The sequence below is a fragment of the uncultured Virgibacillus sp. genome (genome assembly GCF_947495635.1).
In the GTDB taxonomy this organism is placed as follows: domain Bacteria; phylum Bacillota; class Bacilli; order Bacillales; family Amphibacillaceae; genus Virgibacillus; species Virgibacillus salarius.
The window spans coordinates 39,137-54,733 of the sequence record NZ_CANMAB010000002.1 but is presented as its reverse complement, the minus strand read 5'-3'; the positions used below and the strand labels follow the sequence as shown (position 1 = coordinate 54,733).

12 protein-coding genes are annotated in these 15,597 nt (G+C 35.9%); 1 reads left to right on the top strand and 11 read right to left on the bottom strand.

What is annotated here, in order from left to right; translation table 11 throughout:
• Nucleotides 1–508 precede the first annotated feature (508 nt).
• The 3 genes from Q1A47_RS00880 to Q1A47_RS00870 form a co-directional block, all read right to left on the bottom strand.
• A complete protein-coding gene (locus Q1A47_RS00880; RefSeq protein ID WP_026681560.1) occupies nucleotides 509–1,495 on the bottom strand; it encodes an ABC transporter substrate-binding protein in 987 nt (328 codons plus the stop codon).
• 116 nt (nucleotides 1,496–1,611) lie between these two features.
• A complete protein-coding gene (locus Q1A47_RS00875) occupies nucleotides 1,612–2,919 on the bottom strand; it encodes an NtaA/DmoA family FMN-dependent monooxygenase (RefSeq protein WP_121605578.1) in 1,308 nt (435 codons plus the stop codon).
• Nucleotides 2,920–3,640: 721 nt separating this feature from the next.
• Nucleotides 3,641–4,399, bottom strand: a complete 759-nt coding sequence (locus Q1A47_RS00870) for an HAD-IIB family hydrolase (RefSeq protein ID WP_166529778.1) — start codon at nucleotides 4,397–4,399, stop codon at nucleotides 3,641–3,643.
• A 73-nt stretch (nucleotides 4,400–4,472) separates the two neighbouring features.
• Between Q1A47_RS00870 and Q1A47_RS00865 the strand changes: the two genes are divergently transcribed.
• Entirely contained in the window at nucleotides 4,473–5,138 is a 666-nt protein-coding gene (locus tag Q1A47_RS00865; RefSeq protein ID WP_121605580.1) for a Crp/Fnr family transcriptional regulator, read from the top strand.
• A gap of 83 nt (nucleotides 5,139–5,221) precedes the next feature.
• Here the strand turns inward: Q1A47_RS00865 and Q1A47_RS00860 are convergent, their stop codons facing one another.
• From Q1A47_RS00860 to Q1A47_RS00825, 8 genes are all read right to left on the bottom strand, one after another.
• Nucleotides 5,222–5,635 (bottom strand): YbaN family protein, encoded by a 414-nt coding sequence (locus Q1A47_RS00860; protein ID WP_258469539.1) that lies wholly within the window; start codon nucleotides 5,633–5,635, stop codon nucleotides 5,222–5,224.
• 185 nt (nucleotides 5,636–5,820) lie between these two features.
• Nucleotides 5,821–6,912, bottom strand: a complete 1,092-nt coding sequence (locus Q1A47_RS00855; protein WP_166529777.1) for a hypothetical protein — start codon at nucleotides 6,910–6,912, stop codon at nucleotides 5,821–5,823.
• 454 nt (nucleotides 6,913–7,366) lie between these two features.
• A complete protein-coding gene (locus Q1A47_RS00850; protein ID WP_121605582.1) occupies nucleotides 7,367–8,266 on the bottom strand; it encodes an ROK family protein in 900 nt (299 codons plus the stop codon).
• A gap of 34 nt (nucleotides 8,267–8,300) precedes the next feature.
• Nucleotides 8,301–9,686, bottom strand: coding sequence for a glycoside hydrolase family 1 protein (locus Q1A47_RS00845; protein WP_166529776.1), 1,386 nt, complete (start codon nucleotides 9,684–9,686; stop codon nucleotides 8,301–8,303).
• An 85-nt stretch (nucleotides 9,687–9,771) separates the two neighbouring features.
• Nucleotides 9,772–10,575, bottom strand: a complete 804-nt coding sequence (locus tag Q1A47_RS00840) for a MurR/RpiR family transcriptional regulator (protein WP_121605584.1) — start codon at nucleotides 10,573–10,575, stop codon at nucleotides 9,772–9,774.
• A 48-nt stretch (nucleotides 10,576–10,623) separates the two neighbouring features.
• Complete coding sequence (locus tag Q1A47_RS00835) at nucleotides 10,624–13,263, bottom strand: glycoside hydrolase family 38 C-terminal domain-containing protein (RefSeq protein ID WP_166529775.1); 2,640 nt, start codon at nucleotides 13,261–13,263, stop codon at nucleotides 10,624–10,626.
• A gap of 32 nt (nucleotides 13,264–13,295) precedes the next feature.
• The gene (locus Q1A47_RS00830) at nucleotides 13,296–13,751 is read right to left on the bottom strand and encodes a PTS sugar transporter subunit IIA (protein ID WP_166529774.1); all 456 of its coding nucleotides are present in this window, start codon (nucleotides 13,749–13,751) and stop codon (nucleotides 13,296–13,298) included.
• A 3-nt stretch (nucleotides 13,752–13,754) separates the two neighbouring features.
• Nucleotides 13,755–15,221, bottom strand: coding sequence for a PTS fructose transporter subunit IIC (locus Q1A47_RS00825; RefSeq protein WP_166529773.1), 1,467 nt, complete (start codon nucleotides 15,219–15,221; stop codon nucleotides 13,755–13,757).
• Between the last annotated feature and the right edge of the window lie 376 nt (nucleotides 15,222–15,597).

Here is a 15,597-nt window from a genome sequence, read left to right as displayed (position 1 = left end):
TTAGCATTGATTTTTAATAATTCCTATATGGAAGCATTCAGTTTAACATAAACTTCAAAACCTCTAATGAAATATTGAAAAACAGCCGTAAACCAAAAGGCTTAAGACTGCTATCTCGTCAACATATAAAGTCTTTTTTTCACGTAATCGATACCAAAAAAATTAATAACTTCGTCCCATAATTGAATCAAAAATAATCTTTCTGGAGATAATATATACAAAAGCAAAGGAGGGATGTGGATGATATATATTCAAGTCAAAGAGAATATTATATTGATAAAAACTTGGCCCATAATTATGACAATCCTACTCATCAAACAATTATGGGCACTGCTATGAAGAGGGGCTTGTCCCCTCCTTCCATTTATAGTATGGATAATTATATATAAAAATATACTATATGGAATAAATTTAATAGAAGATTCTATTAGACATAGACCTTAACTTATGAATCCTACTAATTATAAAGTCTATAGACTCTATTAAAACTACAAATTAAAACGTAACATTATTTTTCCAGATGTTCTTGTACATTTTTTAAAAATTCAATTCGGCTATAAGCTGGACCACCCTCCATTAGTGGGTCAACTACGTTCACAAACACGTGATCATTTTTAAATGCATTGATGTTTTGTACAATCGAATTCTTTTTCATTTCCTCGAAGGCAGTTTCATTTTCTTCATTTTCACTAGTAGAGAATTGCACAAATAAATAATCCGGATTCATATCAGCTAGTTGTTCAACAGATATTGCCTCTTGTGTTTTCGCTTTCTTCACCTCGTCTGGAACTTCTAATCCCAGTTCATCATATAGTACAGGGTTAAAGAATACACCTTCTGGATAGACGAAAACTTGCCCTCCACGAACTCGAATAGCTGCTACTTTTTTACCTTGGAGCTTCTCTGTTAATGATTCTTCTGCAGTAGCCATATCTGATTCATATTCAGACAAGATTGTTTCTGCATCTGCTTGCTTTCCAGTTAATTCAGCCATTAGCTTCAAATTAGCTTCCCAGTTTGTTGAAATATGCGAAACTAAAATAGTTGGAGCTATTTTCTGCAATTTCTCTTGTACTTCTTCAGGAAATTTCGTTGTTCCAAGTATTACATCTGGCTTCAATTCCAGTATCTTCTCAAAATTTGGCTGTTGTTTTTCTCCAATGGATTCAGCTTCCTCGGTCGCTGCAGCATAAATCTCTGGGAACTCTCCTCCCACAGATATCGCTCCTGTTAAGTTTACATCAAGTACTGTAGCATCCTCCATTGCTTCCATTGCTCCTGTCACAACAACTTTTTCTACAGTTTTTGGTACAGTGTACGCTTCACCAAGATACTCAATTGTTCTTGTTTCGCTTTCCTCGCTAGTATCCTCATTTGCTTGAGCCGTGTCTTCACTATTATTAGAAGAACTTGACTCACTATCTTTATCTCCTCCACATGCAGCTAATACAACCATTAGTAATGCGATTAAACTAACGAACATAAATCTTTTCATCTTTCCTAAACCCCTTCCCGCTATAATAATAGTAATACTTAAAATCTAAGCTATCTTCCAATTAATTGTTTCACTGATAAAAACTGATATCCAATCAGACTTATTTCAGTGACAGTTTATGTGATACCTAAATGCTCACGTAAGGTAGACCCAGTATATTCACTCCTAAACAACCCTCGCTCAACTAGCATTGGCATCAGCTCGCTAAAGAACAGTTCCATCGATGTTTTCGAGCCTCCTGGTAAAGCAATAAACCCATCTGCAGCACCTGTTTCAAACCACTCCGTAATTTCATTTAGCGCGTCCTCAACTGTTCCTACGACGACCCAATGTGCAGAACCGACTACCTCCGGCCTTGACAACAGTTCTTCCACTGTGGGCTGCTGTCGTGTAATTAACCTGCGCAACAAATCAGCATGCGTCCTACTGCGAACTGATTGATTTTGATCGGGTAGCATATCGACTGTTATCGATTGATCTAAAGGTAGTGTACTGATATCCATACCAAGTATGGATTTTACTGAAGCATATCTATGCTCTTGACTTAGATGTGCATGCGCTTTCCGATGTAGTTCTAGTGCTTCCTCACGCGTATTGGCTAGGAAAAAATACAATCCAGGCAAAACTCGTATTGCGCTTGGATGGCGTCCATGCTTCTTCGCTCGTCTCCTTAGGTCATCACGTAATTCAATACCTGAAGCCATATCTGGAGTGGCTGCGAAAATAGCGTCCGCTACCGAAGCTGCAAAGTTACGTCCCGATTCTGAGGCGCCTGCTTGGAACAAAGGAATGGTCCCTGATTTATGTGCCGGTACATTAAGCGGTCCTTCAACACTAAAAAAATCACCGGAATGATTGATCGGAGAAACCATTTCCTTATCCGCATATTGTCCTGTAGAACGATTAATAACCAGCGATTCGTTCGGATAACTATCCCATAGCTTGCGGACAATGTCTGTGAATTCACTTGCTTTCTGATATCTTTCCGGTGATGACGGCATCGGATCATCCCCGAAATTTCCAGCACCTTCAATGGAAGTGACGATATTCCACCCTGCACGCCCATTGCTAATCCACTGCAAAGACTGAAGCTGCCTAGCAACAGTATATGGTGAGTTGAAAGTGGTAGAAGCAGTAGTAACCAGTCCAATTCGGTTGGTCTCACGAGCAATCGAAGTTAGCAGAAGCGTCGGATCTAAGCTGCCAAAGCCAGGTGAATTCCCCAGTACCTCTTTGTTCAGAAACAATGTATCTGGCCTAAAGATAAAATCAAGTTTCGCCTCTTCTGCCATCTTCGCTAATTGCACATAAAAGTCGCTTGAATATAAGTTTTCTACACCACTGTCTGTATGTCTCCAGCCATTCCCCTTCATCCATGTTGTTGACAAGGACAAACCGATGCATAGCTGCCTATTTGTGGTCATATGTACCAAAACCTTTCCTACAAAGTAAGTTGTACCCGGAAAATGCTTTAATCAGAAGTATTTTCTACATATGGGCACAGCAGCCATATAATAGTCTATGAATGGTAACATTGTTTTGGAAATTATGTCGCCTTGACCAATGAACTCCTTAGAACAAAAAGGAACACACTTGCCCTGCCCAATAATTAGTTAAACAACTAGTAACCATGCCTCCTTTTTTATTTCTACTTCTTCTGTAACATGATTGGCTACAACACCAAACGACATTTGCTGTTCCTACATCATTAAAAGACAGAATAGAAAGTCAGTAGATTTTCTAATTGATATTGATTATCATTATCATTATAATGCTTGTGAAGCATAAAATCCAGAATAATTTTGTACTTTTTTCTAATTAGAAACGAAATCACGAAGTCTATATCAAGATTTAATGTTATTACGCAGTCCCAATCGTATTTCTGTAGTAGACGCAGGCAACAAAATTCACAAAAGAAAAACCTGTATATCTGAAGATACCTAATTAAATGAGCTAGAGGAAAAAGCCCCCCGAGAGTCATATCTAAAATAAACGACTACTATGGAGATGCTTTTATTATTGGAGAAAAAGAAATATGTGTTTACAGAAGAAGGGGACCCCAAGTGATTGAAATAAAGGTATCTATATAACAGAATCTCGGGTCAACAGGCAAGGTAAAATGGTGGAATAACTTGTTAATAATCATCAAGTTTTTAAAGCTTCATTATAATGCTTGGCGTAATCACTAATATTTTTTATCGTAGCGGGAACATTTTCCTTTTTTATGGAAATTGTTGCATATTCTTTCATGGCGTGTTCTCCTACACAAACACTATATGTAGCATTTCTAAATAACTCTAAATCATTTTGATCATTCCCAAATGCGATAAATTCCCCTGATTGTATTCCCAATTGGTTTAATCCGTTCATTTTATGTATTCCTAATGGAGATATATCAAGCAAATTCTCTCTCCCATGTTCATAGATCTGTACAGGTAAATGACTCAAATTATGCTTGATTTCATCAGTAGTCGTAAATAAGACGATTTTGGTTATCATCTTTAATTCGTCTAATGACTTATTTTCAGCTCGCTTTTCAGGGTCTAGATTACGAAATATAGAATGCTGCACCTCACCTGTATAGCTGTAATCCCAATCACTGTCTACTAAATAGGTTAAGTGATACTTTTCAATTAATCGCTTTATTTTTAAAACTAAGTTAGGAGTAAACGTGCGCACATGCATTTTTCCATTTTCAAATGTGAAAGCTCCATTTCCTCCTACCATTCGAAAATGGCGATATCTCTTCGGCAAAACTGGTAATAAATCACGAATCGGTCGAGCTGAAGCAAATATGATCTCATGTCCATGCTGAATACAAACATCTAATGCCTCACGCATCTCATAACTTAATGACTCACCATTAAAACAAATCGTACCATCTAAATCAAATACAAAAATCATTTCTTTCACCTCGCTTACAGTATAATCCTGTTTTGTTATAATAAAAAGGACCAATGTCCCGAAGGAGAACGAAATGACTACATTAATGAATTATATCCAAACCTTTCAGCTTCCATTTCCTGATCATCTAGAACCGTATATAGAATTGAAATCCTTTCAAGCAGGTCAGCAGGTTGTCAATACAGGAGATAAAGCTTCAGGCTTCTATATATTGACAGAAGGGAAATATCGTGTAACTACAAATGAAGTAACAGGAAAATCGCTTCTCCTGCGATTTTGTTCACCAGTATCAATTCTTGGTGACATCGAATATTTTCAGAAAAAAACAATCCAATCAGATGTTATTACGATACATCCAGCTACTTTTATTTATATACCTTATACCATCTATGAGCGCTATTTAAGAACTTACAGCCCATTTACAGAGATGCTTTTAGAGGAGTTAAGTTACAAGCTACAAACCTGTACTGTGGCATCCCGAATTAATGCTCTTGCTCCTGTAGAAGCTCGATTCGCTGCATACCTGTGTACCATTTATTCCGATGCAAAATTTGGTAAACAGCTTTTTACGACGAACACGAATGAAGTAGCTTCACTTATCGGCACTACACCTCGTCACTTAAATCGTGTTTTGAAAAGGTTAAGCGAACAACATGTCCTTATCCGTAATAAAGAAAAGCTACATATTAAAAATTGGCCGGTGCTTCAACAATTATCAGAAGGCATTCGATATGAATAACAACAAAAGACGATGCAAAAATGCATCGTCTCGCAGCACTGAGTATAGCTAATTTTCTTATAAATCTGAACAACGAAAGCTTCCTATATAAAATCCTTGGCGATTTCTTCTTGTTTCGGTTTAAGCGTCTTAATTTTCTTGATGAAATAGTAATGTTTATAAAGAGCAAGTATCACTAATAAAATTTTCACCAAGAGAATGTCCACATAAAATACGGAAAACAGGATAAAAGCGTCGGCAATCAAATTGATGCGAATTTTTTCTTTACGTGTCATACCCTTTTTTTGGCGGAATCGTTCTACATATTTTTCATAAAACGAAGTTCCCTTAAACCAATTTTCGATTCGCTTTGAACTTTTCGCAAAGCAAAAAGACGCGAAAAGAAAAAATGGCCCACCTGGCAGTACAGGAAGTACGATACCTGCAACACCAATTCCTAGCGATATCGATCCAAGCAGAAAAAACAGGATACTTTTAATATTTTTAATGGTTATCACCTTACTTTTATTAAACTGCGATAGATGACATAGAAATAAGATATTATTAGCTATAACTACATAATTACGAAAGCACTTATAGCTTTCTCATTGTCTGCGAAAAAAATCTTACCTATACTCTTTCATAAGTATACAACATGGAACAATAATTGGGTAAGTCCGAGTGAAATTGTAACAGATAATTACTATTTTGGATATTCTTCAAGCTTCTTAAGGTAAATTCGTAACCGCCCTTCCACTTGTTCTTTCGTTCCAAAGCGAATTATTTGTTCACGGTCTAACGGTGCTTCATTTACTAACTGATAGTGTGTATACGCCATTGTAACTAGCTTTAAGAACACTTCAATATGTAGTGCATCACGCTTCTGTTTTGAACTACCAGTATACCCTTCAATAAAGCCTTCTGCACTCGCTATTAATTGAGGTATATAAAGATGATAATTCCCTTTGCAATATCTTTTTGTGTTATGAAACAAGTGGAATAAGGCTTGATAATTAAACACATAATTGGCAGCAATAGATACTCCTGTATATAGCTGTGGATAGGGATCTATAATTTTCGCAGCACGCTTTGTATAGATGATATTTTCAGGAGATGTATCCTGATTTGTCAGGATAATTTTCTCATCGTTTATCGAACGACGAGAAATGAAGCTTTCCCCAGCTTTTACAACTTTTGCTCTATCAAATTCGTAGGGACTATCAATTAATTTATTTAATTCCTCTTGATATTCTTTGGTTTCTTCAAGAACAAACGCCTTTAAATCCATATCTAGTTCACCTTTTAACTCACCTGTTTGTCCAATTTCCAAATGACCTATGCCCTTATAAGGAGAATTTAAGTTTTCAAGAGCAAGAAAAAACGCTCCTAACTCTTTTCCATACCTTCTCGATAGATCTGTTGTCTGACGCTGAAGGCCAATAGATTTGCCTAGATACGATTCAATCGTATAGGTCAGTTTCTCATCAACAAAGAACTTAAATTGCTTCGGACAAACTCCCTCTTTCGCTCTGTTGGCATGTTGGTAAAATGCTTTTGTAGCAGCATATTCCGACGTTAGCGCTTTTCGATTGAATACGACTTCTTTATCATAGGCAACTCTCTTTGGAATACGAAGGACGAGCTGTTCCTTTTCGATTAAATATGCATGATGCCAAGCACCTTCACCTAACCTATTAATTTCAGTTTCCTTTGAAATCTCTTTTAATCCCTCGTTTCTCAAAGCATTATTTAAAAGCTCCAATTCTGTTAGATTTTCTGTTGTAAGTAATTTCATTTCCGTTGTTTTCCCTTCACTATCCTTTTTATTATATACTTCAATATAAAAAGACGTATCCCTTCTTATACAATTCCTATTCTTTCAATCAATTATTTCGCTCAAAATGCAGCATGTAGCTCCAATTTATTCCAAAACAAAAGTCCAATTAGAAATGTAGTTACTGGAGCAAGACAACAGAGATAAAGAAGTCACGGTGAGCTTACGAGCCGATGATGACTTAGATTAGGGCAATTCGTGAAGTCACCTAGCTTCTGGGCGCTGAAGACTGGACGCGAGCCCCATATTTATTCACATGGGCCGATGTTATAATTTCCTAGACCATAAAAAAAGCTTACCTTATTACAGATAAGCACATCCGTCTTTATTATTCATCTATTTTTCAGATTCATCTTTGCCATGAAAGAAATAATGGTGATAAAAATCAAAATAAATTCTTGGTAAAGGAATACTATTAATCATTTTTTTGCCTTTGCAAAAAATGGTACACCGCTCCTATCATATTAGCATCTGCATGAAATGTACAGCGATCAACTCTTGGAACAATTGTTGCTACATCTACCATACCGACAACCCTATCTATTTCTTTTCTTAATCGTAAAAGTAAATCATCTCTTGCACTAATTCCTCCACCAATTAATATTATCTCCGGATCCAAAGCATATTGAATATTATATATTCCAATCGAAAGCATCGTGATAAATTCGGAAATAGCTCTCTCACACACCTTATCTCCCTGGTCAGCTAAGGTGAAAATCTTTTCACCTGTTAACGATGATATTTCTAGTTGTTTTTCACTGGCGACACGCTTAATAATAGAATAGGTAGAGGCTACTTCACTAAATGTATTCATGCCACTACTTAGATTATGTGGATTAAGTATCATATAGCCAAATTCTCCACCATGCAGTGTGTTCCCTTTATGAACGATTCCATTTTTTATCAATGCGCCACCTATACCCGTTCCAATGACGACAACACATACATCTTTTTTTCCTTTGGCAGATCCTTTCCATACTTCAGCTAATCCAACACAGTTCGCATCATTTTCTACTTGTGTTGCTAATCCTGTTTCTTTTTCAATAAGATGCTTAATATTGGGACCATGAATATACGGAATAGCGCTTGACCCATAAATGAAACCATCTTCTGAAACGGAACCAGGAGCGCTAACCGCAATCCCTTTCATCTCTTTATTGGTATAGGTTAGCACCTTGCTTTTAATAAACATTAATAGATCTTCAAGTGTAGATGGTGTTTGCATAAAATTCTTATGAAGTATATGCCCTTCTGTATCTATTAAACCATATTTTATATAGGTCCCACCGAGATCAAATGTGAGAACATTCGCCATATAGATCCACCTCTATCGTGCAATAATTTTTCATTTAAAAGCCATTTTTCCTAGCTACATCGCCAAACCACTGTCCACTCTTTTTAAGGGAACGTTCTTGTGTCCTTATATCAACACGATATAGTCCATAACGATTCTTATAAGCGTTGAGCCATGACCAATTATCCATAAATGTCCAAACATGGTAGCCAAAGCAATTTGATCCTTCACGAATAGCTTTATGCAGCCATTTCAAATGTTCTTTATAAAATTCAATTCGATAATCATCTTGAATCATACCTGACTCATCTGAAAAACGCTCCTCATTTTCTACTCCCATACCATTTTCAGCTACATACCATGGGATATTTCCATAATTATCTCTAATATTAATAGCAAGATCGTAAATGCCTTTTTCGTATATTTCCCATCCACGATAAGGATTCATCCGACGCTCTGGCCAAATATATGATTCAAAGAACTTTTCAGGTAAGATTTGATCCGATTGATATGGCTTCTCTCTCTCCTTCACCCTTCGTGGCTGATAATAATTCACTCCGAGAAAGTCAACAGTATTATTTTTTATAATCGCTAGATCTTCTTGATTTGTTTCTGGTAATAAATCATATGATCTGAGCAGTTCAGTCAATTCCTCAGGATAAGACCCATAAACAGAAGGGTCTAAAAAGCTTCTATTAAAAAATAGGTCAGCTATACGAGCAGCTTTGACATCCCCTTTTGTGTCACTACGAGGGTATGATGGTGTTAAATTTAAAATAATACCAATCTTACCTGTTTGGTTCGATTCATGATAAGTCTGGATTACTTTTGCACTTGCTAACATGGAATGATAAGCAACTACCACTGCTCGCTTCATGTCAACGACACAAGGGTAATGGTAATGATTCAAATATCCCATTTCTACAGGAACAATAGGTTCATTAAAGGTCGTCCACCTCTTAATTTTTTCACCGAATAGTTCAAATGCCGTATGAGCATAATAATTGAATGCTTCCACTACCTCAAGGCTCTCCCATCCACCCTTTTCCTGCATAAGTAAAGGCATATCAAAATGGAATAGGTTAACAATGGGTTCAATACCATGTTCAATAAGTTGATCAAACATTTTTTGATAAAAGGAAACTGCTTCCCCATTAACATTTATTCCATCAGGAAGCAATCGAGACCATGATATAGAAGTTCTAAAGGAATTTAAATGAATTGCCTTCATCCGCTTAATATCCTCAGTATAACGCTGGTAAAAATCGGATGTTTTCATCGGTCCTACGCCTTCATGAAATCGTTCCGGGTTTAGTTGATACCAGTAATCCCAAATATTCTTTGCTTTATTTTCATCATTAGCAGATCCTTCCGTTTGAGTTGCAGAAGCTGCCGCACCCCATTTAAAATTTGTTGGAAATATATAATCGTTTGCATGCATCGGTAACACCTCATCTTTGCAAATAGTAGTTCGTTACGAATGATATAAGTAATACTTTTTAAATAGACATGAAGATGATTGGTCTTTAATGTCCCTGTAAATAGGCTTGCTCCGTTTCAATCCATTTACTTACATTTTCTCTAAACATATTAATATATTGCGAATAAAGCACGTCAATAATAATCAATAAAGGAATTTGCCCAGAAATTTGTTCCACTTCATTTGCATTTTTAATCTGTGACGTTAGTAAGGTTACATTTGCAAGATCACCTATATCTGAGGATTGATTTGAGGTAATAATAACAATCGTAGCCCCTTTTTCTTTTAAACGTCTTAATGATTGAATGACATGCTTGTTTTCACCACGTAATGATAAGTATATAATTAAATTTTCCTTATTTAGAAGGGATGAGATCATCTCAATAGAATCATAATCTTGAACAACTTCTACATATTTCCCTATCCTAGTAAAACGAAACTTAAAGTCTTCACCAGCAATGGCACTCAACCCTAGTCCATAGATGTGAATAATCTTATGACTTTTTATATAGTTACATACCAATTTAACATCTTCTATATCAATTTTTTCATCAATTTCATTAATCATTTCTTTATATCGATACTGTAAATTCCTTGTAACCTTATTCTTATCATTCGAATGTTCTTTTACCATTTTTCGATAAAAATACATTAATTCTTTATAATTTTCAAAACCTATTTTTTTACAAAACCTTGTAATGGAAGCTGCTGATACATTAATTTTTCGAGCAAGAACAGATTGCTTAAGTGGCGGTTTGCCACTTAAAAAATAATCAGCTATCTGCTCATCAACTGCTGTGAATTTTAATTTTGAGCTTTCTATAGTTAAAAACAAATCACTATTCAACAATTATTATCACCCACATGCTTCAGTAATTGCCAAAACAAGTCTCAATTCTTATGCAAACTGAACATAAATTGTTTTAATCTCTTTAGGTTTAAACATCCCTAGCTGAATCGTATTTTCTTGATAGACATCATTTTCATTTATGGTTTCCTCCATGTTGGTAAACGACCATCGTATGGAACCATGATGCGATATCACTTCCCCACCGTCCTCAATCTTTTTACAGGTAGGATTAAAAAAGCGAATGATAAACCCTTTCCCATCCCATGACTTTTTAAATGAGCTAAAAACAACCTTTTTCACTTTAGTCGTATCAAGCAAAGACAAATGATTAGGAACGGCATTAGATAATGGTTGCATGACAAAATATTTTAATGTTGTTGTAAATTGATTTAATGATTGCTGCTGATAATATGGCACAGAAATAGCATATTCTTGATAGTGTCTAAAAGCTTCAGACTCGGAAAAGGACTTTCCAAGCATTAACGAAAACTTATATTTTAGCTTCTTCTGCAACTGACTATCTGGTGTTTGAATGTATTTAAATTGATTTCCAGAAGCTACACCAGGTCGTCTAAGTAGATCTGGCTTCCCTAAATATCCAACTGCTCGGAATAAGGTAAGCGCGATTTTCATGTCATCTTTTCCAATTATTTCATACTCTTTAACCCCTTTTGAAAAGACAGTAACACTTCTTTGCCCGTCATGTATGTTCACAAAATTCAACATTGGGTAAATTCCAGTTGGCTCTTCTTTCCATGCTTTTTCTTGCCATGACTGTAGATTTGGATCGGTTATCGGGCGAGAAATTGTTCCAAATGGAGTATCTGATATGCTTTGTTGCGTATTTACATTTCCATTTATAAGTAGTCGCATTCGGTGATCTAACGCGTTGTTTTCTAGCTCTAGTTGAATACCAATGGATCTTTCTCCTGTTTTCAATGTAATATAACATTCATAAGGGATTTCGCAAGTATTTTTCATCTGAATCCGTTCTTCCTGAGATAAAGGAACAATGAATGTTCCAGATAATTTGAGACAACACGCGAACGTCCCTTGAGAACATTCGATGAAACTATTCGAAAATCCAAGCATTATCGATTTATCCTCTAATGGTGGCGAATAATCATAGTTATCTCCATCATCACCAGTGTCTTCAATCATGAAGAGATTTTCATAGAATGTATCAGAGACTTTATCATATACATTAATCTCTCCATTGACATAGTCTATCTTATAATATTCATTTTCTATATAACTTTTATGCTTATTTTCAACTATTTGAGGAGTATCTCCTTTATTCCCTTCGATAACATCTAAAACTTCATATCCTAGTGGAGCAAGCTCTAGTTTAAGTGCTATTTCTAACTCAAAATAATATGATTTTGGAGACGTGTTTGCTTTCTTTCGTATTGGTTCATTTGAATGTTTTTCCATACTGATAATTTCATAAGGAAGTTCTTTTCCATTATGATAAATTACAAAGTCGGATTGAGATAATGAAATCTTCAGCCTCAACACTTGTTCCCTGCGCATTGGCAATGTATTAAAAACAGTAATTTGATTATCCTTTATCTCTTTCCTAGATTCACTAATCTTCCTTGTTAAGTAATCAACCATAGAATAGGATAACTGATCAGCATCAATAAGCCTTTGTAGAATAGCTTGATTTGTTTTATCGCTATTACACGCCCCTGCACTATCATGTGCATGATTTTTTAAGGTTAGCTTCCAAATTTTATCCACTAATTCCTTTTTATAAGGAATACCTATCTGAGTTGCAATAGCCATTAAAGGTTCTAATTGATATATTAACCGACGTTCCACTTTATCATTTATATATTTATGATCATACCTAGAGGAGTATATAGAACGATGAATTTTCGATACTTCCGCATTCAATAATTCACCTTGAACCTTTGGCAAATCTTTTCTTTCGCTGTTTATTCCTTCAAACAAGTCATCATAATTACTTTCTATTAATCTATCAGATGACAAAGCTTTATTGTAGTCAGCAATTCTTTCTTTTAGATTAAAGTCTACATATCGTTGATCTCCACCCACAGGAAGTGCAATATGGGATGAGGTTGTTCCTATCTTAATTTGCTTCATTAAAGCTTCACTGTTATTGCTTTCAATAAGTTGAACTCCCACAAAATACCCGTCTTTTAGATTATAAGCTAAGACCCGGCTACCATCCTCGGATTCCCAAAATAATTCTCGTTGATTAGCTTTATCAGATGATAATCCCCTCCAAAATACAGCTTTATCTATCCCCATTTGTGCAAATATTTTCGGCATATCGATAGATTGTCCGAACGCATCAGGTACATAGCCTAATCGATCTGCTCCTCCTAGTGAATCTCCCAACTCCATTCCGATTTGCAGGTTACGTACAAGCGATTCTCCACGTATAATCATTTGATCTGACTGTGTGTACCATGGCCCAACCTTCAATTTGCCTTTTTTAATTAAGGCCATAAGCCTTTCCTTTTTGTCTGTATTTACTTCAAGATAATCCTCGACAATACTCATTTGTCCATCAAGCATATAATAATCCAAGACACCTTCTTCTAATGCTTTAATCACTTCATCTACATGATAACAAAGTTGGATGAACGACTCACTACTTGTGAAATACCATTCATAATCCCAATGTGTATGCGCTATTACATGAATCTTATTTGTCATTTAACACCCTACCTCGTCTAATCCTAATTGTTTTAATTACTAAATTTTCTCCTAATCAATTCGTACATCCCCGCTTCAGATGTAACAGATAAAAGCGAATCGATAAATGTTTCATCAATTAATGCACGAGAAATGGTACTTAGTGCTTTTAAATGCTCTTGATTTTCTCCCTCAGGAATCGCTAATGCAAATGTGATATGGACAGCTTTTTTATCCATTGATTCCCATTCAATTGGTTGAGTAAATTTCACAAGCATCAATGTAGGTTTTAATACCGTTTTATGTTTACAATGCGGAATCGCTATTCCATCTTTAAACCCTGTGGTCACTTCTTTTTCTCTCTTTTTTAGTCCTTTATAATAGGATTTAGAAGATTTAACAATTCCAATACGCTCTGCAAATGAAGCAATAAAACGCAATGCGTCATCTTTCGTTTCTATATCTGATTTAAATACAACATGATTTGCATCAAACATTTCATTTATCATCTTTTACTCGACCTTTCTTTTCGTAAGTCCAATAATTATGGCGGTTACTAATACACCCATCATGACGCTAAATATCCACGTAACAAAAGGAATTGGCTGCTCAATATACCCTATAAATGCTCCTAATGGTGATCCTATTCCTCCATAAAACTTAATTCCTAATCCAGCAGCAAGACCACCAGCGACAGCGGAGCCAGCAACAAAAGCAGGTATCATTCGAATAGGATCTTGTGCTGCAAATGGGATAGCCCCTTCTGTCACCCCAACAATTCCCATGCCAAATGCACTGTTTGCAGACACCTTTTCTGTTTGGGAAAACTTTTTCTTAAACAGTAAAGATGCTAACCAAATTCCTAGTGGAGCGACTGAAATAGCAGCCTGTGTTGCTGTTTGTGGAACAAAATTTGCTCCCTCGATTCCATATTTTGCAACTGTATCTGTAAAAACGGCGGTACCAAACACTAAAGCTGTCTTGTTAATCGGTCCCCCTAAATCAAATCCAACCATAGCTCCGATAATGACACCGATAATAACAGGAGCTGCCGCATAGTTTTCATTTAAGGTCGTTAACCCATCGTATAAAAAGTTCATCATGGATGCCATTGGATTTCCGACCACATATAAGACAAATAGTGCTATTAAGAGGGTACTTATTAATGGAATCAGCATAATCGGAACGATTGGTTGAATCAATTTAGGATATGGGATTTTTTTAAGTAGCTTTACCAAATACCCGGCAGTAAAAGCAACAAGTATCGCGGCTAAGAAGCCTCCTCCGGCTTCTGCACCAAGCATTTCTGCATCATTAGCAATATAAGTCCCTATCATAGCAGCAGCGATAGCTGGTTTGCCTGCAATTGAATTTGCAACAAACCCAGCAAAAAGTGGAATCATTAATAAGAATCCGACTTGTCCAACACTAAATAAATTGGCCATTAATTCGCCCATTGCTGTTGATATATCAAATCCCCATTCAACAATTCTTCCTGCCTCATCGCGTTGAAATGCATAAACATTTGCTATAGCTAAAATAAGACCAGAAGCAATTACCATTGGAATCATATATGAAATTCCAGCCATAATATGTTGGAAAAAACCACCCTCATCCGTTTTTCCCATTTTTGCAATACCAGCCTTTGTACCTTTTTCTCCATAAGGTTTCGCTTCATTCAAAGCGCTTTCAATTAATGCATCAGGATTTTTTATTGCTTCAGATGCCCTGACACGCATGACACGCTTCCCAATAAACCGAGACATATCAATATTTATTTCAATAGCTAATATAACCACATCAGCTTCTTCAATTTCCTGATCAGTCAAACCGTTTTCAATACCAATTGACCCCTGCGTCTCCACCTTAATCTGATATCCTTTTTCTTTTCCAGCTTTTTCAAGAGATTCAGCAGCCATGTAAGTATGAGCTATTCCAGCAGAACAAGCTGTAACCCCAACAATCTTTTTCTGTGACATGTATATTCCACCTTCCTTTACAACGTTTATTTATGAACTATTTTCCTCTTACACTTTCTATGGTACTTAAATATAACCTCTCACCGCCTAATCATTTAATGAATACTTATATGAATATAATAATTACAATGCCTTCTAGCTCTTGCACCTCATTATATGTTCAAATCGTTTGAATGTATATACTTTCAATGAAACCTGTTTTAACTATCAATTTTACAGCATTTAATGAAAATACTTTCATAAATCAATTATTCAGTTTTAAGCGAATATAAAGATGTAGCTGATTAGGAAAGTAGGGGACTGAGGAAATCAACTATTGAAATTAAAGGCTCAGGGGCTTATAGAGAAAATATCGAAAAAAGCCTATGGGGCACTT